Source organism: Mucilaginibacter frigoritolerans, from assembly GCF_007830615.1.
Lineage (GTDB): Bacteria > Bacteroidota > Bacteroidia > Sphingobacteriales > Sphingobacteriaceae > Mucilaginibacter > Mucilaginibacter frigoritolerans.
Genome location: NZ_VLLI01000006.1, coordinates 332250 through 355144 on the forward strand (window position 1 = coordinate 332250; position 22895 = coordinate 355144).

Consider the following 22895-nt stretch of genomic DNA (forward strand, 5'->3'; position numbering starts at 1 on the left):
TTATTGTTAAAGATTGATATTCACGAAGAAATGCTTGTTTTATCCGAAATTTTCAGTCACAAAAGTATAATTTATTACAGTATCACTGACAAATAAATGACAGCAATATCTAATTTATAATTGTTCTAAATAATACATTATAGGCCTTTAAATTTGATTTTATGATCACTATTTACAGGTAAAACACATTCAAAATCATAAAACCAACAATGTCAAAAAGTTAATAGGTTGTATTAAGCCGAATGTTCAATCAGGTTCTATGAAAAACAAGATCGAACTATTAATTGTTACACCAGACTGATTTTTTTGTAATAGTTATTTTACTCAATAACTTATTAAATCAAATTTATAAAATAGTATTCAATTCCTCTTCATAACATTTTGACATTCAAAGCCCACAAGGGTTACCTTTTTGTATTTGCAGGTATCAATATAAAAACCACCAAACAAACACATCATGAAAACAAAATTTTTAATTCCGCTAATAGCGGGCCTGGGATTGCTATGTGCATGCAAAGGGAAAAGTAAAAGTTCAAGTGAAACTGCTGATTCAGTTTCTACCGAATCTGCCTCTTTTACAAAAGAAAAAAGTTTAACACCGAAAAGTGATAGCCTACCGAATAATACTAAACTAGTAAAAACGGCCGATATACGTTTTAAGGTAAAAAACGTACAACAAACCAGCGAACGTATTGCCACTTTAACAACAAGCCTTAACGGAACGGTTATACATAACTATATACATTCCACAACAAGCGATAGCGTAAATATTCAAAAAAGCAATGATTCTTTATTGCGGGTTACCGTTTTAAGTATTAGTGATGATATGACGGTAAAGATTCCACCGGGAAATATGGAAAATTTTGTGGAGCAGGTAACCCATATGGGCATTTACATTAACAAAAGCAAGATGGATATTACAGATAAATCATTGGAATATCTTTCAACCAAACTTAAACTCAAAAACCAATATGAGCTAATAGGCCAGCAAAAGAATGGGGAGAGCAATGCAAAAGATCCCGATAATTTACTGGCATTAAAAAACAGTATGGTTGACCAGCAAATTGGTAACCGTAAAATTGACGACTCTGTTAAAAATAGTACCATAACTTTAAGTTTTTATGAAAACAACATCATTAACAAAGAACTTATTGCGAATGATAATCTTTCAGCCTATAATCTACCATTTAGCAAACGACTAAGCATGTCCATTGAAAATGGTTGGGATGTGTTTGTTGATGTATTTGTGCTTATTGCAAACCTTTGGATTCTGATCCCAATTGGAGCCGGTGCTTGGCTAGTTGTTAGATATTACAAGAAAAAGAAAACTATTGCACTTGCAAAAAACTAACCGGCACTTGTTGTCTTAAAGTGATTTTAAACAGTCACATTAATTTGTATTAATAGACTAATTAATGTGTTATCGTAAAAAACATATAAATCAATATTCATTTTTCCCTAAACATTTATATTTTTGCTGCACATTAAAATAAAATTGCAAACAATGGAATCAACAGAAAATGCCAACGCAGAAAGTCATTACAAATTAATAGTTGTAGCTATTGTTATAGGGTTAGCAGGCGTTTACCTACGTTTTGCTGATTTTCACTACAGCACCATAATAGCTAACATTTTACTAATTATTGGTGTAGGTATAGCACTTAAAGCTGTATTCGCTATTCTGAAATAAACTCAAACTAAAAAATACAAAAAAGAGCATCTCTGATAACCAGAGATGCTCTTTTTATTTGCTCTTAATTTTTCATGGCCTTATTTAGGCTTATAATTAGCTTCATTCAATATTTTCTGGGCATCAGTCATTGCCATTAATTGAGGCAATGTAGTATCAGGATGCTTTTCCATGTACTTACGTATAATTTGCCATCCTGTCCATATAGCAAGTTTTGGTGCCGATTCACTTTTTTCGCCCAAGCCAGGAGTAAACGGCGCTTCGGTTAAATACTTCTGAATTTTAAGATAATCAGTTTCATACAAAAGGTTCTCATTTAAAAAGTAAGCCCATATGTTCGATTCAAACTGCTGGCACCATTTTAACTGGGCACCGGTATAACCAATTTTGGTAGTATCATTCATGTCAGGAAAAATCTGATCCATATAATACATAATCTTCCCGTTATAAATCATTTTTGAAAGCAGCGATTTAGCGCTATCACTTTCCGGAAACATATCCTCGCGCGCCATGCCTTCAACAACGCGTGGCGCTATATTGATTGAATTAAAATTACGCGATAAATAATGAGGATAGGCTTTTGTTAATGCCGGATAGAATCTGGAGTTTGCTCCTAAAAATAAATCGAGCCCGATGCCTATGTAACCATCGCCAACAGTGGTTTGTGCCTCAAAGCCTGAATAGAATGCATATATTTTGGGCAGCTTCTGTTGTGGGAAATAATAACGAATGTGCCTGAAAGCATCAGTCAAATCTGCCTGTGGCTTGTCAATATTCGAATAAACTGAATCTACATCGTGTTTTAAATCGTTATAAGCAGATGTGGCAAAAACCTGACGCAATAGCTTAAAGTAAGCTGTATCTTTAACATTAATATCCTGATCCTGTATAAGCAGGGCTATAAAATCATGGTAAAACGGGCCATACTTTTTTTGAAGATAAGCAGTCTGAGGCCCCATTGGCTTTGTTTTTAAGGAATCGAACTCTTTATCAAAGCGCTCAATTTTTACATCAACAGGAATATTACTAACATCAATCTTTTTATTGTGCCCACAGGCAGTAAGTAAGAGGCTGATTGAAAAAAATAAATAAATTTGCTTGGTTTTGTTTAAAATGGTCATTTTTTATCCCTTTGGGCAAAATTAATTTTTTATTTGAGTTTAACACCCTAAACGTAACATTTGAATCGTTAGTTTAGGTATTCTGAACAAAAATCTATTAGTATAATGAAGATCGCGTTAGCCCAGCTTAACTATCATATTGGAAATTTTGAATCAAACACTGCTAAAATAATTGACCATATTAAAATTGCACGTAAAAACGGTGCAGATCTGGTTGTTTTTGCTGAATTATGTGTATGTGGCTATCCTTCTCGTGATTTTTTGGAGTTTGATGAGTTTATAGAACTTTGCGAAACATCGGCACAAAAAATAGCAGCCGAATGTACAGACATAGCCTGCATTATAGGCCTGCCTACACCTAATGATAAAAATGAAGGTAAAGAACTTTTTAATTCTGCCTATTTTATTGAAAACGGAAAAGTAAAAGCCATTGCCCATAAAGCATTGCTTCCTAACTATGATATTTTTGATGAATACCGATACTTTGAACCATCAACAGAATTTAGCTGCATTGATTTTAAGGGACATCGCATAGCTTTAACTATATGTGAAGATTTATGGAATACCATTGAAAATCCTTTATATGTAACCCGGCCTATGGATATTTTGATTGAAGAAAAGCCGGATGTAATGATCAATATTGCCGCATCGCCTTTTGCCTATAACCATGATGAGGAGCGTATTGAAATTTTGAGCGATAACGCAAAGAGGTATAATCTGCCATTATTATACGTAAATAATATTGGTGCACAAACCGAATTAATATTTGACGGAGGATCATTAGTATTTGATAATACCGGGAAGCTTATTGATGAGATGCCTTATTTTGAAGAAAGTATCGCTTACTACAACCTTAACGAAAAAGCAACTATCACTTTTGAGCATCCATCAACCTTAAGAAAAGAAAAACAAAGCGATATTGAACAGATACACCGCGGAATTATATTAGGCATAAGAGATTATTTCTATAAATCCGGTTTTAAACAGGCCATATTAGGCCTATCAGGCGGGATTGATTCTGCTGTAGTTTGTGCCTTGGCGGCCGAGGCCCTTGGACCAGAAAATGTAATGGCTGTATTATTACCTTCCCGCTTTTCAAGCGACCACTCTATAAAAGACGCTGAAGATTTGGTAAAAAACCTGGGTTGCATGCATGAAACTATTGCCATTAAGGATATAACTAATGCGTTTGAAGCAACATTAAGTCCGCAGTTTAAAGGCCTGCCATTTAACATTGCCGAAGAAAATATACAATCTCGAAGCAGAGCCGTATTGCTTATGGCAATGTGTAATAAATTCGGATATATATTATTAAATACTTCAAATAAAAGCGAAGCTGCGGTTGGCTACGGAACTTTATACGGCGATATGTGCGGTGGCATTTCAGTTATAGGCGATGTTTATAAGACTCAGGTTTTTGAGCTGGCAAGGCATATTAACAAGGACAGGGAAATTATTCCGGAAAACTCTATCATTAAACCACCATCAGCGGAGTTAAGACCTAATCAAAAAGATACCGACTCATTACCAGAGTATGATGTGCTGGATAAAATTATTGCTGAATACGTTGAAGGGCGTTCATCATCAGCTACTATTATTAAAATGGGCTATGACGAAAAAACAGTTAGGCGGGTAATAAGGTTGGTTAATTTAGCCGAGCATAAAAGATACCAAACCCCTCCTATTTTACGCGTTTCACCTAAAGCATTCGGAATGGGTAGGCGCATGCCAATTGTAGGTAAATATTTATCATAATAGCATGAATTTTGCTGAATAAAAAAATTAAAATAATTACATTTAGTAATTAAACCTTTCAGCTTTTATTTGTCTAAGTAATATTGAAGGATTAATACAAACGAAACTAACATATGAAAAGGTCAATTTATTTAGCAATTACGTTCCTGATAATTTCGGGACTTTCAGCATGTACAAGCTATGATTATTATACTGCTGCCATCAACAAAACTAACATGAGCGGTTATCATACCTTTGCCTGGATGCCCCAGGGTAATAAGGATGATAAAAAAATTGACGGGAGTGTAGTCGCTGATGCGAAGATAAAAGATGCAGCAACAACCCAACTGGTTTCAAAAGGATTGAGACTAAGTCAGAAAAATCCTGACCTGGTTGTGAATTACACCACTATTGTTGGCAGAGGTACCCGCACTAATTATTATTCACCATATTATGGAGGCTATCCTGGTTGGGGATGGGGATTCGGTGGAGGTTTTGGCTGGGGCGGCTGGGGCTGGGGTGGTTATTACAGACCCTATTATAACTATTACGGTGCACCATTTGCTTACTACGGCGGTTTGACTTATGCTGAAAAAGAGCACTACAAAGAAGGCACTTTAATAATAGACCTGATAGATACACATACCCGCAAAATAGTTTGGAGAGGATTTGGGGTTGGCGAAGTACATAAAGACCCGCAAAAGAATATTGATGATTTACCGAAAGTGGTAACAGGCGTACTTAATCAATTACAACTTATGCCATCCAGAGAATATTACAAAACAAGTGCTTCTATATAAAAGCACTTGTTCAAATAAATATCAGATATAAAAGTTTACTGAATCCCTTCTGAATTGTTCAGAGGGGATTTTTGTTTACGTGCTAAATGCAAAGCTGCGAACAACACTGCTACAAATGCTAACACGATAACCCATGTATCTAACGGGCAACTATTATCAGGATCCGTAAATGCGCACGGCCCACCCGGTGATGTTTGGGCATACGTCAACACTGAACTAAGCATCAATAAAAACAGCGCGCTAAAAAATATTTTTATTCGCATATAACAACCTGGGTTTTAGACATACAATGACACAAATATACAATTTATCTTTTACATTATTATCTGAAAATCAACACATATTTTAAAAAATACTGTTAAATATGTGTTATATTATTTTAATATAATATGTATTAAGTAATATTTTAACATAAAAAACACAACTTCGGAAACAACACAATAATCTGAAAAACAGCTATTAGAAAACAAATCATTCAATTATTGTATTCCAATAAGAAGAGTCGCTATCTACTTCACTTTTATAATTTTAATATTATTTAATATTGCATGCTGATGTTTAGATTCCTAAAAAGCAGCTGGCTAAAAAAATGGTGCTAAAATCTGAACTAAAGCTTTATAAACGTCCCCTTACCTATTACACTTTCATTGCTATTATTAACCACCTGCACTACATAAGTTCCCGGAAGCAGATTACTAATATCAGCTTGCCAGCTTAGTTGTGTAGTTGTAACACTTTTAACCAGTGCGCCAGATGTACTCATTATCTTTATTCCGTAAACAGCATTTGTTGTTGTAACAGTAGATGAATTCGAACTGTTTATCGGTGTTATTTGCAAATTAAGTGTACCCTTTGCCGGATTAGGATAAATGCTTATTGGATTGTTGGCTACACTGTTTGCATTGTCGTACAGTATAGTAACAACACTTGAATAGCTTATATTTCCATTTAAATCTTCCATCATTAAGCGATACTGATTAACCCCTTTAACGGGTGCTCTATCTAAATAGTTATACGTGCTTAAACTATTTGAGGTAAAACTTCCAATAGCATCAAACGTTTTACCATTATTTACACTTCTTTGAACAGTAAAATTAGTGTAATTGGCTTCATTTTCTGTTGTCCATAAAATAAGATCGCCGGTAACTGCTTTTGTCGCACCAAAACTTAAAAGGTGAACCATTAATGCAGGATTTTGGCGAATTACTAAACTAAAGCGATTACCCCCAAAAGAATTAGTATCTGCCCGATTTATATTAAATTTATAAGTTGAATTATGCTTAATATCCAAAGAATCCTTCATATAAGCATCCATCAACCAAACATCAAACAGTGCGGGCAAATTATTAAGCTCTGTTTTGCTTATGGTATATTGACCATTTGCAGTTGCAGTTACCTTCAGTTTAATTGTTTGACTTGATTTTGGCAGAGGAATATCATTTATGGCTAATCGCACGTTATCAGCCGACATACTGGATAAACTTACCTCGCCATTACCTATCATATACTCTGAATCTTCATCTACTACAAATCCATTTTGAGCATTATTATCAAAGCGGACTATTGTTTCTTCTTTATTGATAGAATCTGCAGCAAGTTCTAATCGTAAATATTGTAATTTATTAGCGCTTTTATTAGTAGTGGCATTTGCATTATTTCTGCTATTAGGATTAATAACACTCATAAGCAAAGTATTTCCTGTTGATTGCGTTGGGCCAGTGACCTGTGCATTAGTTTTAGCCGCTTCATTAAACGTTAATGAAGCAAGTGCAGCACTTGCTTTTACAAAAAAGCCCTGGCCGCTTGGTATCACATTTGATCCCCCATTAGTCCCCAACCCGGCGTTATATGTTGCATAAACTTTTGCAACCTCGTTATAAATATAAATTGTACTGTTAACACCTGGTGCATAAATACCCGCCAGCGAATTAATTTTGCTGTAGGTAGTCCAATCTATTGAACTTGCATATGGGTTACCAACCAGGTTGTATCCTAAATAAGTTGCAGCATTCCCTGTAATGGAATCATACTGCAGAGTGGCTAATCCGGTATACCAGTTGATAACGGTTATCGCCTGCTGGTTTAAAGTACCAGTTGATACAAACAGATTAGGTTCTGCTACCGTTGTTGTTATATATTTTGTAGCGATATTGGATAAATTGCCCCTGTAAAAAAACAGGAAACCAGTACCCGAATGTAAGTTAAAAGCACCATCATAATCAATACCTATTGAATAGGATGGTGTGTTATTTATAGCGTTTATACCTCTGAAATTACCTGTATTAAAAGTAGCATTAGTAAATACAACATTATCACGATATAAATACATGGAAGGATTACCAGCCTTTGTTAGGCCACCTGCAGTTCCCGATGTACCTGTAATTGGAGCAAAATTTGCGAGATATGCTAAACTGTAATAAAAATTTGTGCCTGAGCTTGCTGTATAAATAGGAGATGAAAGAAACCTGTAACCCCTGTAAGAATTACTGCCGCCACTGATGTAACGCTGAACATTTACCGTACCAGTAATACTTGAAGTAGCTGGAATTGCTGCAACCGATGCCGAACCTGTACTCGCAGAATTTAAAGTAAGAATTCCACCAGTCTGTAAGGTATTAGCTGCACTCATGGTAAGTACACCGCTACTGGAAACCGCAAAACTCCCGGTTCCGGACATTGTTTTTGTTCCACCACCACTAAAATTTACATTATTAAAGGTAGTACCTGTTGAACTGTTATCTGCAAGCGATTGTGCAGATGTACCACTGAAGTTAACCGCACCAGATCCTGCCGTAAAGGTTCCGGAATTGGTATAGCTTCCTTGTACAGTAAAATTACCGCTGGAAAGAGTTAAAGCAGACGTATTGGATACACTGCCATCAACCTGTAAATTACCCGACCCTGTAGTAAATGTTGACGTGTTACTTAAACTGCCCCCTACATCTGTACTGCCAGACGACAATGTCATCGTGCCAGAATTGGTTATATTACCTGAAACAGCAGTAGTGCCTGTGCTTCCCGTTACTGTAGAGGTATTTATCCAGTTACCCCCAATAGAAGTATTGGTCGCTGCTGACGAATTAAATACGGTGGGGCTGGCTGTTGTTAAATCACCGGTTATCTTTAAAGCACCCACGGTAGTACCTGCTCCAATAGTAGCAGTACCTGTACCTTGTATAGTTAAATAATCGTAGCTTGATTTAGTTGTATCAATGGTACCGCCGCCAGTTCCAAATCCTGGAGTTGAAGTAGTATAAATTACGGGGTTCGCAGCCGTATAGGTCACGGTACCTGTTCCGCCCCGGTCACCATAAAAATTGACTGATGCCTTTGGTGTAGGAATAGAAGGCAAAGGGTTAACATTTGATAAATATAAATGTGGCGTTGTATTTCCACCAGCCTGTGCAACGGTATTTATAGTGAAATAGGAAGCATTTGATGCGGTAATACCACTCAATGTGGTAAAGATAACCTGCCCTGAAAGGTACATATTACCATTTTCGAGCCTAAATCCGGACCCATTTTGCTTATTCACATTTGAGATAATAGTAACATTACCTGATACATTTAAAGTAGCAATATCCGATAAGAGAAAATTAAATGTTCCGGATGTAGTGGCGCCGCTACCAACTGTTATGGAGGCAGCGCTTATAGTTCCTGTACCTTGTAAATAATCAAATATGGTATTGCTGGCGCTGGTAGTATTAATATCCTGTGTAATGGTACCAACCGTTAAGGTTGCCCCATTTACCGTTATATGAGTTCCGTTCGTCTGGATCCCTCCGCCAAACTCAATAGAACCAATTGTTAACGAAGCTGTTAATGTAGGTTGATTGGTATATGACAAACCGGTTACTCCAAAACGGACAATATCAGTAGTCCTTCCACCAGAACCCGGATAATCACCCAATCCTCCGGTTTCATTCCATGAAATGGACGATGCCCAATTTGTTCCAACTCCATTCCAATCAAATGTTAGCGGTACAGCGAACGTCAGGTTTGAAAAACCTAAGACGACAATTAGAGTTAATAGTACGCGGTTAGCCATAGCTTTTTTTAATAAAATGCTTAAGCCGCCTACCCTCTAATAATTTATCAATTAAAAGCACTTATAAGCACTTTATTAGCAACAGATTAGATAAATAATGATGTTGTTTTATCTAATACCCTTTATACGAAAGAGACTTCATAAGGGTTTTTAAAATTATAAATAAAAGTTAAATAAAATTCAAACAAAAGTTAAATATTGCTTAATCATTATAAAAAATCAACATTTGACTCCTCAAGGGAATAAAAACGATTAGTTTTAGTTCCCAAGTTTAATAAAAGTTGATTTTCCTACAAGGCTTTTATCATTGTTATTAACCACCCGAATAACGTAAGTACCCGGCGAAAGCGCGCTTACATTATCTTGCCATGTGGGTTGTGAAGATGTTTCGGTTTTCACCACATAACCTGCCAGGCTTATTATTTTAATGTCATAAGTTGTTGGATTTGTTGTTTTATTAATATTTGAATTTAAATCAGCTAATTGTAATGAAGAAATATTGGAAGATCCGTTATTCTGATTAATCGCCAAATGCATAACACTACTTACCGGGTTTGGGTATATCATAATATTATTACTTGCTTGAGCATTATTAGAGACATCATAATTAAGCGTCATAACTGGTGAATAAGTAATGCCTCCATTTAAATCGGTTACTTGTACCCTATACTTATCGCTTGTAAGCAATGGGGTTTTATCAAGAAAACTATAGTTACCCGTACCATTTGAAAGAAGGCTACCTAATGCATTAAAAGTACTTCCACCATCAGTGCTTCTTTCAACCGTAAAATTGGTGTAGCTGTCCTCATTTTCGGTTGTCCAGGCAACCAGTGCACCATCCTTTGCTTTTGTTGCCGTAAAGCTTAATAAATGCACCATCATGGCTGGATCCTGGCGAATAACCACACTAAAACGATTTGCACCATAACTATTGCCATCAGCCTTGTACAAATTAAAAGTGTAAGTGGCATTATTTCTTATATCAAGTGAATCTTTCATATAAGCATCCATCAACCACACTCTGTAAAGTTTGGGTATATTATTAATCTCTGTTCTGTTAAGTGTATAAACACCATCTGTAGTAGCTCCTATCTCCAATCTGACTATGGTTTGATTAGGTTTTGGTAAAGGGATATTATTAATAGCCAATGGAACACTATCCGCAGACATGCTGCATAAACCCACCTTGCCACTTCCTGTTAAATATTGTGAATCTTCATTTACAACAAATCCATTTTGAGCATCAGACTTGAAACATATAACCGTTTCTTCTTTGTTAATGGAATCTGCTGCCATTTCAAGGCGGATATCTTGTAAAGAATTAGTGTTTAAATCATCATTAGTCATCCTCTTGCTCAGCAACAAAGTAGGTCCGGTAGGTTGTGTTGGCCCGGCAACCTGTGTATTAACCTTTGCAGCCTCATTAAAAGTCATTGTTGCCCCTGCTGCAGTAGTCTTAACAAAAAAACCCTGGCCACTTGGAATGGTGCGTGACCCCCCATTTGTACCAGTAGTACCATTGTATACAGCATAAACCTTTGATACCTCATTATAAATATAAATGCTGTTACCTACATTAGGAGCATAAATACCCGCAGCGTTATTAGTGGTACTATAGGTGTTCCAGTCAATTGAACTGGCATAAGGATTACCCACAAGGTTAAATCCAGTATAATTGGAAGGATTACCACTCACTACATCATGTTGCAATGTGGTTGTCTGCGTATACCAGTTAACCACATTTACAGCTTGCTGGTTCAATGTTCCGGTTGACACAAATACATTAGATTCGGCACTGGTTGTGGTTATCCATTTGGTGGATAAGTTAGAATTGTCCCCCCTGTAAAAAAGCATAATACCTGTACCCACATGTAAATTAAAACCACCATCAAAATCAACCCCGATAAAATAAGATGGGGTATAATTTATAGCATTAATACTCCTGAAATTGCCGGTATTAAAGCTACTATTAGTAAACACTACATTATCCCTGTATAAATATACAGAAGGGTTACCTGCCTTTGTGAAACCGCCCAACGTACCCGATGTACTGGTTAAAGGCACATAAGTAGGTAAATAACCCAAACTATAGTAATAATTAGCACTTGAACCTGATCCGGTAGTTGCTGTATAAACAGGTGATGACAAGAAACGATATCCCCGGTAAGCATTACTCCCGCCACTGATATAACGCTGGGCATTAACGGTACCCGTAATACTTGCAGAAGATGGAATAGCTGCTACCGTTGCTGTACTTGTACTTGCTGAATTTAAGGTAAGGATATTCCCTGTTTGAAGTACAGTGCTTGCGGCCATAGTTAATATTCCTGTACTTGATACCGCAAAACTGCCAGTGCCTGACATGGTTTTGGTTCCTCCGCTGGTGAAATTCACTAAATTGAATGTTGTACCTGTTGTACTGTTATCAGTAAGTGATTGTGCCGATGAACCATTAAATATAGTTGTACCTGTGCTTTGCGTATAAACCCCACCTAAATTATTAGTATAATTTGTAGCTATAGATAAATTAGCTGAACCCAAACTAAGCGTCCCGCTCGAATTATTGGTTACTGAACCAGTTACGGTAATATTGCCTGACCCCTGGTTTGCGGTACTGGAGTTTATCCAGTTTCCTCCTACCGTAACAGTAGGATTATTGGTATTAAAGGCTACTATAGTTGGTGTTAAAGAAGTTAAATCGGCCCCAACGGTTAACAAGCTCCCATCCGGTGTTTTGGCACCTGTGCCTGTAAGGGAAAGATACTGATAAACTTGTGGACTGGTATTAAGAATAGTACTTAAAGATGTAGTATACACTTCCTGACTTGCACCATTATAATTCACAGTACAAGTACCTGTTCCCCCCGTATTATTATAAAAATCAATTGAATTGGCAACACTGGTGGCATCTATAGCATGTGCACCTGCAAGCTGCAAAACCGGGGTAAGGCTTGAACCTGTAGGCATATCAATACTAATGTTTGGAACGGAGTTTCCTGTTAATATAAGCCCTTGGGTGGTGTTGACAGTTTTTATTGTAGTACCAACTGATGTAGTGCCTCCCTGTAAAGAAAAAGTTGCATTATTAAAACCAATGGCCACTACAAGTGGTATAACAGTAGTGCCTTGCGTAGTTGAATTAACCACCAAACCACCTGAAATACTTAAATTAGCAATAGTTGAAACTACTTTAACCAGATTTGTACTCAACAAACTGACAACAAGAAAAGCAGTAGAATTACCCACCGTTAACGAACTACAGGTAATGGTGCCTGCACCGGCAATAGTTGTTGTAAAAGTATTGCTGGACAGCGCAGAAATAACTACAGTACTTGAGTTTTGTGTAATACTACCGCTAACGGCAAGCGTAAAGCCGCTGTTTACAGTAAGAGTTGTAACAGTAGTAGTTGTACCAAGTACAATTAGTCCATTTACACCAAATATAAGGCTTGAAATTGTTGTTCCTGTTGATGAATTTATAACAGGCTGGTTATTAAAACCTACGGTTACCCCAATTTGCACTATAGAACTGGTTCCTGGTACGCCACCACTATCCCAATTACCTGAATTAGACCAATCGCTGCTCAGTGCTCCTGTCCAGTTTGAGGTGGCCGCAGTAGAAACATTTACAACGCTGATCAATAGAATTATGCCGCAGAGTGCAAATTTTATTAGTTTAGGTTGATAGCTAAGTAAAAAAGTTTTCATAGCAAATACTTAAAGGTTAAATACTGTAGACGCAGATAGATCAATTTTACTCTTTGCAAAACCCGGGGAATGGTAATTACAAAACTGTAAAAAGTTTAGTTATGCAATATCAACATATTAAATAACAAGAAAATATTAACTTCAAATTATTAAATAATAAAAAGGCAGCTAAATACAAATAGGTATAAAAATAGCGACAAAATAGACTCATAAACAGCGCTTAAACACCTATTAAACACCAGTTAAAATACCCATTGTTTTAAACTGATTTATAAAAATACCCTCACATTGTTTTTCTAAAGGAAATACTTGGTTTACTAAAAGTAAATATTTTAATCTAAAAATAATAATTATTGATAAAAAAAAATAAAGCTATGAAGAGTAAAAAGGAAGAAATAATAAAGAAAAAGGGTTAATAAACACAGCAATGTTTATTAACCCTTAATTTAAAGAGAAGAAAAAATAGAATGCGAAGCTTAAATATGTATAGCCCGGTTTGCTGTAGCAGCCAAACAAGCTTCACGCATAGCTTCTGTATAGGTTGGGTGAGCGTGGCTCATCCGTGAAATGTCTTCAGCTGACGCACGGTATTCCATAGCAACAACAGCTTCGGCAATCATATCAGCAGCCCTTGGACCGATCATGTGTACACCTAATATTTCATCTGTGTTGGCATCGGCTAATACTTTTACAAAACCGTCCAAATCGCCGCTTGCACGAGCACGACCGCTTGCTTTGAATGGGAATGAGCCTGTTTTATATTTTACGCCGACTGCTTTAAGCTGTTCTTCAGTTTGCCCTACAGCAGCAACTTCCGGCCAGGTATAAACCACACCCGGAATAAGGTTATAGTCGATATGTGGTTTTTGTCCGGCAATGATTTCTGCAACTAAAGTACCTTCATCTTCGGCTTTGTGCGCAAGCATGGCCCCTTTAATTACATCACCAATGGCATAAATACCTTTTACGCTGGTTTCCAAATGATCATTAACAGGAATTTTACGACCGCGTTCCTCAACGGTAATACCAATTTTATCTAAGCCCAAACCATCGGTATAAGCAACACGGCCAACGGCTACCAGGCAATAATCGCCTTTAAGTTCCTTCTTTTCGCCTTTAGGGTCGTCAAAAGTTACCGTAACTTCTTTCCCTTTTACTGTGGCACCGGTAACTTTATGGCCCAGGTAAAATTCCATGCCTAGTTTTTGTAAAACCTTTTGTAATTCTTTACCCAAACTTTTATCCATAGTAGGGATAATGGAATCCATAAACTCAATTACAGAAACCTTGGCCCCTAAACGGGCATAAACAGATCCCAGTTCCAAACCAATAACGCCACCTCCAATTAATACCAGGTGTTTCGGTACTTCAGTAAGTGTTAAAGCTTCGGTAGAGGTAATAATGCGTTTTTTGTCAGTCTTGATAAAAGGAAGCGCTGATGGTTTTGAGCCGGTAGCGATGATCACATTAGTACCAGTAATTTCAGTTTCTGTACCATCAGCTTTTTTTATAGTGATGGTGTTTTTGTCCTTAAAAGAACCAACGCCTGTATGAACATCAATTTTGTTCTTTTTCATCAGGTAAGCTATGCCGCTTGTATTGGCATCAACCACTTCCTGTTTGCGTTTAATCATCTGGCCGAAATCAATCTTCAAATTATCCAGCTTTATACCATGAGCAGTAAATGCATGGGCAGCATTGTGGTAGTGTTCAGAAGAATCGAGCAGGGCTTTTGAAGGGATACAGCCAACATTAAGGCAGGTACCACCTAAAGTATTATATTTTTCAATGATAGCAGTTTTTAAACCCAGTTGGGCACAACGTATAGCGGCAACGTAACCTCCAGGGCCCGAACCGATAACGATAACATCATATTGCATAAGCTTGTAAATTGTTTTGGAGCACAAAGTTAAGCAATATTGAGGGCCTATAAAACTGTAAACTAATAAAGTTGACAATAGCGTTATTAACCTTCCACCTACATTTGCCTACGTTGTAATTTCGCAGTGAAGCACTGGCCGAAAATCAAACGCTTAAATAAAAAATGATAGCGACATAGCCATTATGGCAGGCAAAGCCTGAATAAAAAATATCTTTTTGGATACGCTGTAAGCACCATAAAGCCCGGCGACAATTATACAACTCAGAAAAAACAGAGAAACATTATTTTGCCAGTTGCTATCTTTTATAAAAAAACTCCACAACAAGCCTGCCGCCAGGAAACCATTATACAGACCCTGATTAGCAGCCATTGTTTTAGTCTCTTTAAACAATGCAGCCGGAATATGGGTAAATACTTTGGGGCCACGTGTTGTCCAAACAAACATCTCCAGCCATAAAAAATAAAAATGCTCAGCAATAATTATTGCTATTAATGCGCGGGTAATTAAATACATGTAATTGAGGTTTATCTTGATTAAAAGTAAGGAATAAATCAGGAATCTACCGATCTTTATATGGTCAATATCCTTTTTAAAATTCATTTGCCATTAACCAATATTATGAATCCTCAAGGAATTACTATAAAAGTCAGCCCATACACTGTAAAGGAAACAATTGATCACTTGCAAGCTATCCTGCAAAGTAATGGTGTAACCATCTATGCACGAATAAATCAACAAGATGAATTACAAAAAACCGGGCAAGTCATTCTCCCGCTTGAATTTATTCTGTTTGGTAATCCTAAATCAGGCGGCCCAATCATGGTAGAAAATCCGATGGCAGCACTTGATCTGCCTTTAAAAGTTATTGCCTGGCAGGGTAGTGATCAAAAAGTTTTGGTAGCTTATAACAGCGCAGCCTACATTAAGGAAAGGCATTCATTGTCAGACCACGTTAGCGCACCTATTGATCTTGATCCATTAATGATAAAGGTTTTAGGGTAGAATAAAAACATCTTATACTTTATATTTCAAACAAAAAAAGCCCTCCAAAACTGAAGGACTTCTATTTTATATCGACAAAACCACTTTTAAAATCAGTGGGATCATTAAGTTATGCTTCTGCCAGATGATCACCAGTTACAGTTTCTTTTATTTTAGTTTCCAGTTCATCCATTAGTTCAGGATTATCCAATATCAGCTGTTTTACAGCATCACGACCCTGACCTAAACGGGTTTCACCATAGCTAAACCATGAACCTGCTTTTTTGATGATGTTATGCTCAACACCCAGGTCGATAATTTCACCGGCTTTAGAAATACCCTCGCCAAACATAATATCAAACTCTGCTACACGGAACGGAGGAGCTACTTTGTTTTTCACAATTTTTACTTTAACCCTGTTGCCTGATACTTCATCAGTATCTTTAATTTGTGATATACGACGAACATCCAAACGTACCGATGCATAAAACTTAAGTGCATTACCACCGGTAGTTGTTTCAGGGTTACCGAACATTACACCAATTTTATCGCGTAGCTGGTTAATAAATATGCAGCAACATCCGGTTTTGCTAATGGTACCGGTTAATTTACGCAAAGCCTGTGACATTAAACGCGCCTGTAAACCCATTTTTGAGTCGCCCATTTCGCCTTCAATTTCAGCCTTCGGAACTAACGCAGCAACGGAGTCAATAACCAAAATATCAATAGCACCAGAACGGATCAGGTTATCAGCAATTTCCAATGCCTGCTCACCATTATCTGGTTGCGATATCAGCAAATTCTCAACATCAACACCTAATTTTTTAGCATAAAAACGATCAAAGGCATGCTCGGCATCAATAAAAGCAGCAATACCACCTGCTTTTTGCGATTCGGCGATTGCATGAATAGCTAATGTTGTTTTACCCGATGATTCCGGACCATATATTTCAATCACTCTTCCTTTAGGTAAGCCGCCAACTCCTAAAGCAATATCAAGCCCCAAAGAACCTGTTGATATCACTTCAGTTGCCTCAATTACGGTGTCACCCAGCTTCATGATGGTACCTTTTCCGTATGATTTTTCCAGCTTATCTAAGGTTAGCTGTAATGCTTTTAATTTATCTGCGTTGCTCATGTTGTAAATCGTGTCAACAAATGTAAAATATATTATTTACAAATACTAATATTTTTAGTAATTAATTCTTTAGGAACGTCACTGCAAATGACAATGGGATTATTTTCTATGAAATTACTTAACCTAATGATAGCAATCAAATATCTTTATCCACACTCCTTTTAGCCAGTTCTTTACTGATCTTATTCAAAGCGTTTTTCTTTTTCTGATCTTTTGCTTTCTTTAATTTCAATGCTTCGGCTTTTAGCAGCGCAGCTTCGGTATGGGTACGTTCATAATACTTACAAAACCAGCTAATGGGGCAAATTTCGCATTTGGGGCTACGGGCTATACAAATATACCGGCCATGCAATATGAGCCAGTGATGGGCGATACCTAATGTATCTTGTGGCAAGTACTCTATTAATTGCTTTTCTACAGCTAACGGTGTACGGGCATTGGTAGTTAAACCAATCCGGTTTGACACCCTGAACACATGTGTATCAACAGCTATGGCCGGCGCATCAAACACTACAGAAGCTATAACATTGGCCGTTTTACGACCTACACCGGGCATTTTTTGTAAGTCATCAATCCCTGCAGGCACTTCAATATTAAAAACATCAACCAACATTTTTGCCATGCCTACTAAGTGCTTAGCCTTATTATTAGGATAGCTTACACTACGAATATAATTGAATACTTCATCCGGCGTAGATGCTGCCAGAGATTCGGGTGTTGGGAAACGCTCAAATAATGCCGGAGTAACCTGATTGATCCGCTTATCGGTGCATTGTGCTGAAAGAATTACTGCTATTAATAACTGAAATGGGCTGCCATAATGCAACTCTGTAACCGCGTTGGGTTGTTGCTTGGAAAAATATTCAACAAAGTGCTTGTAGCGTTCGGGCTTTTTCATGGAACTATTGAGGCATTAGCGTTTTAATAAACAACTTCATATTGATATACCTTTCAGCAATAATCATCAATTAAACGCAAAAACAAAAGAAGCAATGGATTTTTTTACAAATACCAACTGTGACCAATAATCTATTGAAGGTTCAGGAAAAAAGTGGAAAGGTTCACAAATCATCAGCTATTTATAAAAAAACGGCTTTGATCTGTGAACCAGTTCTGTTATTTACTCTTAACGCAAGCTCTTTGAATAATCCAAAATATGATGGATTGTTTGAAGTTTAGGGGCCTTTTTCAAAAGATCCAAATCAGCACGAAGCGAATGATAAAACATCAATTCGTCGCCTTCCAAATTCTCTTGTAATTCCTCGTTCACTCTGGCTTTGTTAGTCAGTAAATTTAAAGTTGCTGTAAAGGTTTCGTCCATAAGCTTTTTTAAAATTTAGTTTACAGATACTAAACGACATCTCAAATATAATATTTTATCAAGATGAAAATTAAATGAAATTTATTTTATCAAGTTCATAAGTTATTGAAAATGAAGGGCAGAAAAAGCTGCTATTAACTAAAAAAGTCCGGAAGAGAGAATCTCTTTCGGACTTTACTAAATATCGAACCTCTGGGTTAAATTAGTTTTTCAAGCTTAATTCTTTACTCTGCATCATTTTCCGCAGGTTATTGAGTGCATAACGCATACGACCAAGAGCTGTATTAATACTTACATCGGTAATGTCAGCAATTTCCTTAAAGCTCATGTCGCCAAAGTGACGCATTATCAAAACTTCTTTCTGCTCGGCCGGGAGTAAATGAATCAGTGATTTAAGATCTTTATACGTTTGTTCGCGTACCATCCGATCTTCTGTACTTTCATCATAATTGCCCAAAACTTCAAAAATATCAAAGTCATCGCCATTATTAATCATTGGCGCTCGTTTTTCCCTACGGAAATGGTCAATTACCAGATTATGCGCTATACGGGTAACCCAGGGTAAAAACTTACCTTCTTCATTGTATTTACCTGCTTTTAAGGTATTGATAACCTTAATAAAGGTATCCTGAAAAATATCTTCGGCCAGATATTCGTCTTTTACCAGCAAATAAATTGAAGTGTAAATTTTTGATTGATAGCGTCGGATCAGTTCTACTAATCCAGCTTCGTCACCCACGATGTAATGATGGATTAGATCCTGATCACTTTTCAATTGAAAATCCATAGAAAAACTACTTAACTTAATTAAATACTAATAATTATTGAGTAGAGTTTTATCTATACGGTTCTTTTTAGGGGTTGAAAAAAATTCTTATTCAAATAAACCAATTTATCATTAAAAAAACAAATAATATTTCCCTGGTCAAATGTTAATATTTGTTAAATAATACTTTTCGTTATACTTACCACATTTTATAGGGTATACGATAATCAATAAAATAGAGTTGCCGCGATATGTCAGCCCAATGCAAACTAATTGGTAATTTGATAAATAACTCGCTACTAATCACAAACACATTTGGATACTGCTAAATATTTTAGGATTTTTGCGTTTTGGAAAAATGCCCATAGTCTATGATTGATAGATCGTAGCAAAAATGGCCTAAACTTTCAACTATAGTAATTTTTGCAGCTACTATGGACAATGGTCTATAGCCTATTAACTAACATGAACGAAGCAGAAAAAGATCCTCAAAAGCATATTATAATAAAAGGTGCAAGGGTACACAACCTTAAAAATATGGATGTTGCTATACCCAAAAACAAACTGGTAGTAGTTACTGGCATGTCTGGCTCAGGCAAATCATCCCTTGCCTTTGATACCTTGTATGCCGAAGGTCAGCGCCGTTATGTAGAAAGTCTTTCATCATATGCACGCCAGTTTTTAGGGCGTATGAATAAGCCTGATGTTGATTATATTAAAGGCATAGCCCCGGCTATAGCCATTGAGCAAAAGGTAATAACCTCCAATCCACGCTCAACTGTTGGTACATCTACCGAGATTTATGATTACCTGAAACTACTTTTTGCCCGTATTGGTAAAACTATATCGCCCGTTTCTGGTGGCATTGTAAAAAAAGATTCGGTTACCGATGTAATTAATTTCATCATGACCTTACCTAACGAAACACAGGTTACCTTGCTTTGTCCTTTATATCCGCACAATAACCGCAGCTTAAAGGAAGAACTTGCTGTTTTGATGCAAAAAGGATTTGTACGCGTAGAGTTTAAAGGCAAACTATCAAAAATTGAAGATTTGTTGGAAGACATGAGTATTGTTGACGATGGATCATGGTTGATACACGAGGTTGCAAGAGAAGATAAAAAGGAAAAGGTCGAAAGTAAAAAGGTAAAAGGTAAAAGTGCTAAAGCAAAAGGAGAAAGCGAAGAAGATGCCGTAATTGCTGATCAGCCGGCATTAACTTCTACCGTAAGGATAGTAATAGACCGTATTTCAAAAAATGAGGAAGATGAAACCATAAGCCGTTTAGGCGATTCTGTTCAAACTGCTTTTTTTGAAGGTAAAGGTGATTGTTATATCCGCTACCAGGAGCCCGATGCAGAAAAAGAACAGGAACGCTTTTTTTGCGATAGATTTGAATTGGATGGCATGCGCTTTGAAGAGCCGAGTGCCAACTTTTTCAGTTTCAACAATCCTTATGGTGCTTGTAAAAGGTGCGAAGGCTATGGAAAAGTAATAGGTATTGATGAAGACCTGGTAATCCCTGATAAAAGTAAAAGTGTTTATGAAGGCGCCATTGCTCCATGGCGTGGTGAAAAAATGCGCGAGTGGAACGATGTACTGGTAAAAAACGCATTAAAGTTTGATTTCCCTATCCATCGCCAATATAATCAGCTTACCGAGCAACAACAGCAGCTTTTATGGAAAGGAAATGCCTATTTCCGCGGACTTGATGACTTTTTTAAAGAGCTGGAAGAACAGACTTATAAAATTCAATACCGTGTAATGCTGTCACGGTATCGTGGTAAAACCACTTGCCCTGAATGTAAGGGAAGTCGGTTAAGACAGGATGCATCATACGTAAAAATAAACGGCAAATCTATAACCGATGTGGTTTTAATGCCATTGGATAAAGCATTGGATTTTTTCAGTACGATTGAGCTGAATGAAACCGATACAAAAGTTGGCAAGCGTTTATTGATGGAAATAACCAATCGTCTACTATTTTTAAATGATGTAGGCTTAAGATATTTAACATTAAACCGTTTATCAAATACCCTATCAGGTGGTGAATCGCAACGTATTAATTTAGCCACTTCACTGGGTAGCAGCCTGGTGGGCTCTATTTATGTTTTGGATGAACCAAGCATTGGTTTACATCCCAGGGATACGCAACGCCTGATTGGTGTGTTAAAATCATTACGTGATGTTGGTAATACCGTATTGGTTGTTGAGCACGAAGAAGAGATAATGAAAGCTGCCGACCATATTATTGATATTGGCCCCGAAGCCGGTACTCATGGCGGCAATTTAATCTTCACTGGTACTTACGATGAAATTATTAAGGATAACAATAGCCTCACCGGTCGTTATTTGAGCGGTAAAGAAGAAATAGCAATCCCTAAAAGTCGTCGTAAATGGAATGATTTTATCGAGATAAAAGGGGCCCGCGAAAACAATCTTAAAAATGTAAGCGCTAAATTCCCATTGGGTGTACTTACCGTAGTTACCGGCGTATCAGGCTCAGGGAAAACTAGTTTAGTAAAACGCATACTGGCTCCGGCATTGCAAAAAACACTGGGTAATTATAACGGCGAACAAACCGGATCGTACGATAGCATTGAAGGCGATTACCAGAAAATCGAACAGGTTGAACTGGTTGATCAAAACCCGATAGGCCGTTCGTCACGCTCAAACCCTGTTACTTATGTTAAAGCATGGGATGAGATCCGTAACCTGTATGCAGCACAGCCGGTATCAAAAGCAGCCGGTTTAAAACCATCGGCATTTTCATTTAATGTTGAGGGCGGACGTTGCGATGTTTGCCAGGGTGAAGGAGAAGTAAAAATTGAGATGCAGTTTATGGCCGATATTTTCCTAACCTGCGAAACCTGCGGTGGCAAACGTTTTAAACAACACATTCTGGATGTTACCTATCACGATAAAAATGTATCGGAAGTTTTAGGGATGACCATTGAGGAAGCGTTGGAGTTTTTCGCCAAAGAGCCAAAAATCATTGCTAAAATAAAACCACTAATGGATGTAGGTTTGGGATATGTTCAGTTAGGGCAATCATCAAATACATTATCAGGTGGGGAAGCACAGCGTATTAAATTGGCCTCGTTTCTGGTTAAGGGTAATAATACACACAAAACGCTCTTTATTTTTGATGAGCCTACTACGGGCCTACACTTTGCTGATATTAAAAAGCTCTTGAAATCATTTGATGCCTTATTAGAGCATGGAAATACCATTATTGTAATTGAACACAATATGGATGTAATTAAATGTGCAGATTGGGTAATTGATATTGGCCCAGAAGGTGGGGACAACGGAGGAAAAGTAGTTTTTGAAGGCGTTCCTGAAAATTTGATTAAGGAAAAGGATTCTTATACAGGAAAGTTTCTGGAAGAGCGATTTAGATAATTTTTTTGATTTCACCGATAGATAAAAAATGATTACACCGTTCTAAAAAAATCGGTGTAATCATTCCTGAAAATCAGTGTAATCTATGTCTTATTAATAGTGAAACCTTACAAAAGCTTCCATAGCTTCATATTCCGCCATGCCTAACTTGTCATAGCAGCGTGCCGTTTCCCTTGTACGGTCTTCAGCTCTCACCCAGAATTCTCTTGCATCATCACCCGGGAATACCGGCCTGTCTTTTTGGCTCTGGTGCTTAAAGATGGCATTCCGCTTACGGATCACTTCCTGTGGTGATAATGG

15 protein-coding genes and 1 pseudogene are annotated in these 22895 nt (G+C 37.1%); 6 read left to right on the forward strand and 10 right to left on the reverse strand.

The window, feature by feature from the left end; all coding sequences use genetic code 11:
• The first annotated feature begins 457 nt into the window (after positions 1 to 457).
• Together JN11_RS12275 and JN11_RS12280 are read left to right on the forward strand one after the other, a co-directional pair.
• Positions 458 to 1351, forward strand: coding sequence for a DUF4349 domain-containing protein (locus tag JN11_RS12275; protein WP_144912931.1), 894 nt, complete (start codon positions 458 to 460; stop codon positions 1349 to 1351).
• Positions 1352 to 1504: 153 nt separating this feature from the next.
• A complete protein-coding gene (locus tag JN11_RS12280; RefSeq protein WP_144912932.1) occupies positions 1505 to 1690 on the forward strand; it encodes a hypothetical protein in 186 nt (61 codons plus the stop codon).
• Between the two features lie 80 nt (positions 1691 to 1770).
• Here JN11_RS12280 and gldB read toward each other — a convergent pair whose 3' ends face one another.
• Positions 1771 to 2811 (reverse strand): gliding motility lipoprotein GldB, encoded by a 1041-nt coding sequence (gene gldB, locus JN11_RS12285; protein WP_144912934.1) that lies wholly within the window; start codon positions 2809 to 2811, stop codon positions 1771 to 1773.
• Positions 2812 to 2916: 105 nt separating this feature from the next.
• Here gldB and JN11_RS12290 point away from each other — a divergent pair, with 105 nt between their 5' ends.
• On the forward strand, positions 2917 to 4566 hold the full coding sequence (locus tag JN11_RS12290) for an NAD+ synthase (protein WP_144912935.1): 1650 nt from the start codon (positions 2917 to 2919) through the stop codon (positions 4564 to 4566).
• A gap of 113 nt (positions 4567 to 4679) precedes the next feature.
• The gene (locus tag JN11_RS12295) at positions 4680 to 5345 is read left to right on the forward strand and encodes a DUF4136 domain-containing protein (RefSeq protein WP_144912937.1); all 666 of its coding nucleotides are present in this window, start codon (positions 4680 to 4682) and stop codon (positions 5343 to 5345) included.
• A gap of 607 nt (positions 5346 to 5952) precedes the next feature.
• Here the strand turns inward: JN11_RS12295 and JN11_RS12300 are convergent.
• From JN11_RS12300 to JN11_RS12315, 4 genes are all read right to left on the reverse strand, one after another.
• Positions 5953 to 9393, reverse strand: coding sequence for a T9SS type A sorting domain-containing protein (locus JN11_RS12300; protein WP_144912938.1), 3441 nt, complete (start codon positions 9391 to 9393; stop codon positions 5953 to 5955).
• Positions 9394 to 9651: 258 nt separating this feature from the next.
• Positions 9652 to 13101 (reverse strand): T9SS type A sorting domain-containing protein, encoded by a 3450-nt coding sequence (locus JN11_RS12305; protein ID WP_144912940.1) that lies wholly within the window; start codon positions 13099 to 13101, stop codon positions 9652 to 9654.
• A 476-nt stretch (positions 13102 to 13577) separates the two neighbouring features.
• The gene (lpdA, locus tag JN11_RS12310; RefSeq protein ID WP_144912942.1) at positions 13578 to 14981 is read right to left on the reverse strand and encodes a dihydrolipoyl dehydrogenase; all 1404 of its coding nucleotides are present in this window, start codon (positions 14979 to 14981) and stop codon (positions 13578 to 13580) included.
• Positions 14982 to 15134: 153 nt separating this feature from the next.
• The gene (locus JN11_RS12315) at positions 15135 to 15584 is read right to left on the reverse strand and encodes a DUF1304 domain-containing protein (RefSeq protein WP_246139001.1); all 450 of its coding nucleotides are present in this window, start codon (positions 15582 to 15584) and stop codon (positions 15135 to 15137) included.
• Positions 15585 to 15602: 18 nt separating this feature from the next.
• Between JN11_RS12315 and JN11_RS12320 the strand changes: the two genes are divergently transcribed.
• Complete coding sequence (locus tag JN11_RS12320; protein ID WP_211360742.1) at positions 15603 to 15986, forward strand: DUF302 domain-containing protein; 384 nt, start codon at positions 15603 to 15605, stop codon at positions 15984 to 15986.
• Between the two features lie 109 nt (positions 15987 to 16095).
• On the opposite strand, the gene recA is transcribed toward JN11_RS12320, so the two are convergent.
• The 4 genes from recA to JN11_RS12340 all read right to left on the reverse strand — a co-directional run bounded on the left by recA (position 16096) and on the right by JN11_RS12340 (position 19211).
• Positions 16096 to 17103, reverse strand: a complete 1008-nt coding sequence (recA, locus tag JN11_RS12325; RefSeq protein WP_144912946.1) for a recombinase RecA — start codon at positions 17101 to 17103, stop codon at positions 16096 to 16098.
• A gap of 136 nt (positions 17104 to 17239) precedes the next feature.
• A complete protein-coding gene (gene nth, locus JN11_RS12330; protein WP_144912948.1) occupies positions 17240 to 18001 on the reverse strand; it encodes an endonuclease III in 762 nt (253 codons plus the stop codon).
• A gap of 228 nt (positions 18002 to 18229) precedes the next feature.
• Positions 18230 to 18424, reverse strand: a complete 195-nt coding sequence (locus JN11_RS12335) for a hypothetical protein (protein ID WP_144912950.1) — start codon at positions 18422 to 18424, stop codon at positions 18230 to 18232.
• 202 nt (positions 18425 to 18626) lie between these two features.
• Positions 18627 to 19211 (reverse strand): RNA polymerase sigma factor, encoded by a 585-nt coding sequence (locus JN11_RS12340; protein WP_144912951.1) that lies wholly within the window; start codon positions 19209 to 19211, stop codon positions 18627 to 18629.
• Between the two features lie 444 nt (positions 19212 to 19655).
• Here JN11_RS12340 and uvrA point away from each other — a divergent pair, with 444 nt between their 5' ends.
• Positions 19656 to 22595, forward strand: a complete 2940-nt coding sequence (gene uvrA / locus JN11_RS12350) for an excinuclease ABC subunit UvrA (protein ID WP_246139002.1) — start codon at positions 19656 to 19658, stop codon at positions 22593 to 22595.
• 93 nt (positions 22596 to 22688) lie between these two features.
• On the opposite strand, the pseudogene JN11_RS12355 reads toward uvrA, so the two are convergent.
• A pseudogene (locus tag JN11_RS12355) lies at positions 22689 to 22895 on the reverse strand (glucosamine-6-phosphate deaminase); the annotation flags it as partial.

Coding starts and splice junctions, on each gene's coding strand:
- JN11_RS12275 (WP_144912931.1), top strand. CDS start 458: ATGAAAACAAAATTTTTAATTCCGCTAATAGCGGGCCTGGGATTGCTA.
- JN11_RS12280 (WP_144912932.1), top strand. CDS start 1,505: ATGGAATCAACAGAAAATGCCAACGCAGAAAGTCATTACAAATTAATA.
- gldB (WP_144912934.1), bottom strand. CDS start 2,811: ATGACCATTTTAAACAAAACCAAGCAAATTTATTTATTTTTTTCAATC.
- JN11_RS12290 (WP_144912935.1), top strand. CDS start 2,917: ATGAAGATCGCGTTAGCCCAGCTTAACTATCATATTGGAAATTTTGAA.
- JN11_RS12295 (WP_144912937.1), top strand. CDS start 4,680: ATGAAAAGGTCAATTTATTTAGCAATTACGTTCCTGATAATTTCGGGA.
- JN11_RS12300 (WP_144912938.1), bottom strand. CDS start 9,393: ATGGCTAACCGCGTACTATTAACTCTAATTGTCGTCTTAGGTTTTTCA.
- JN11_RS12305 (WP_144912940.1), bottom strand. CDS start 13,101: ATGAAAACTTTTTTACTTAGCTATCAACCTAAACTAATAAAATTTGCA.
- lpdA (WP_144912942.1), bottom strand. CDS start 14,981: ATGCAATATGATGTTATCGTTATCGGTTCGGGCCCTGGAGGTTACGTT.
- JN11_RS12315 (WP_246139001.1), bottom strand. CDS start 15,584: ATGAATTTTAAAAAGGATATTGACCATATAAAGATCGGTAGATTCCTG.
- JN11_RS12320 (WP_211360742.1), top strand. CDS start 15,603: ATGAATCCTCAAGGAATTACTATAAAAGTCAGCCCATACACTGTAAAG.
- recA (WP_144912946.1), bottom strand. CDS start 17,103: ATGAGCAACGCAGATAAATTAAAAGCATTACAGCTAACCTTAGATAAG.
- nth (WP_144912948.1), bottom strand. CDS start 18,001: ATGAAAAAGCCCGAACGCTACAAGCACTTTGTTGAATATTTTTCCAAG.
- JN11_RS12335 (WP_144912950.1), bottom strand. CDS start 18,424: ATGGACGAAACCTTTACAGCAACTTTAAATTTACTGACTAACAAAGCC.
- JN11_RS12340 (WP_144912951.1), bottom strand. CDS start 19,211: ATGGATTTTCAATTGAAAAGTGATCAGGATCTAATCCATCATTACATC.
- uvrA (WP_246139002.1), top strand. CDS start 19,656: ATGAACGAAGCAGAAAAAGATCCTCAAAAGCATATTATAATAAAAGGT.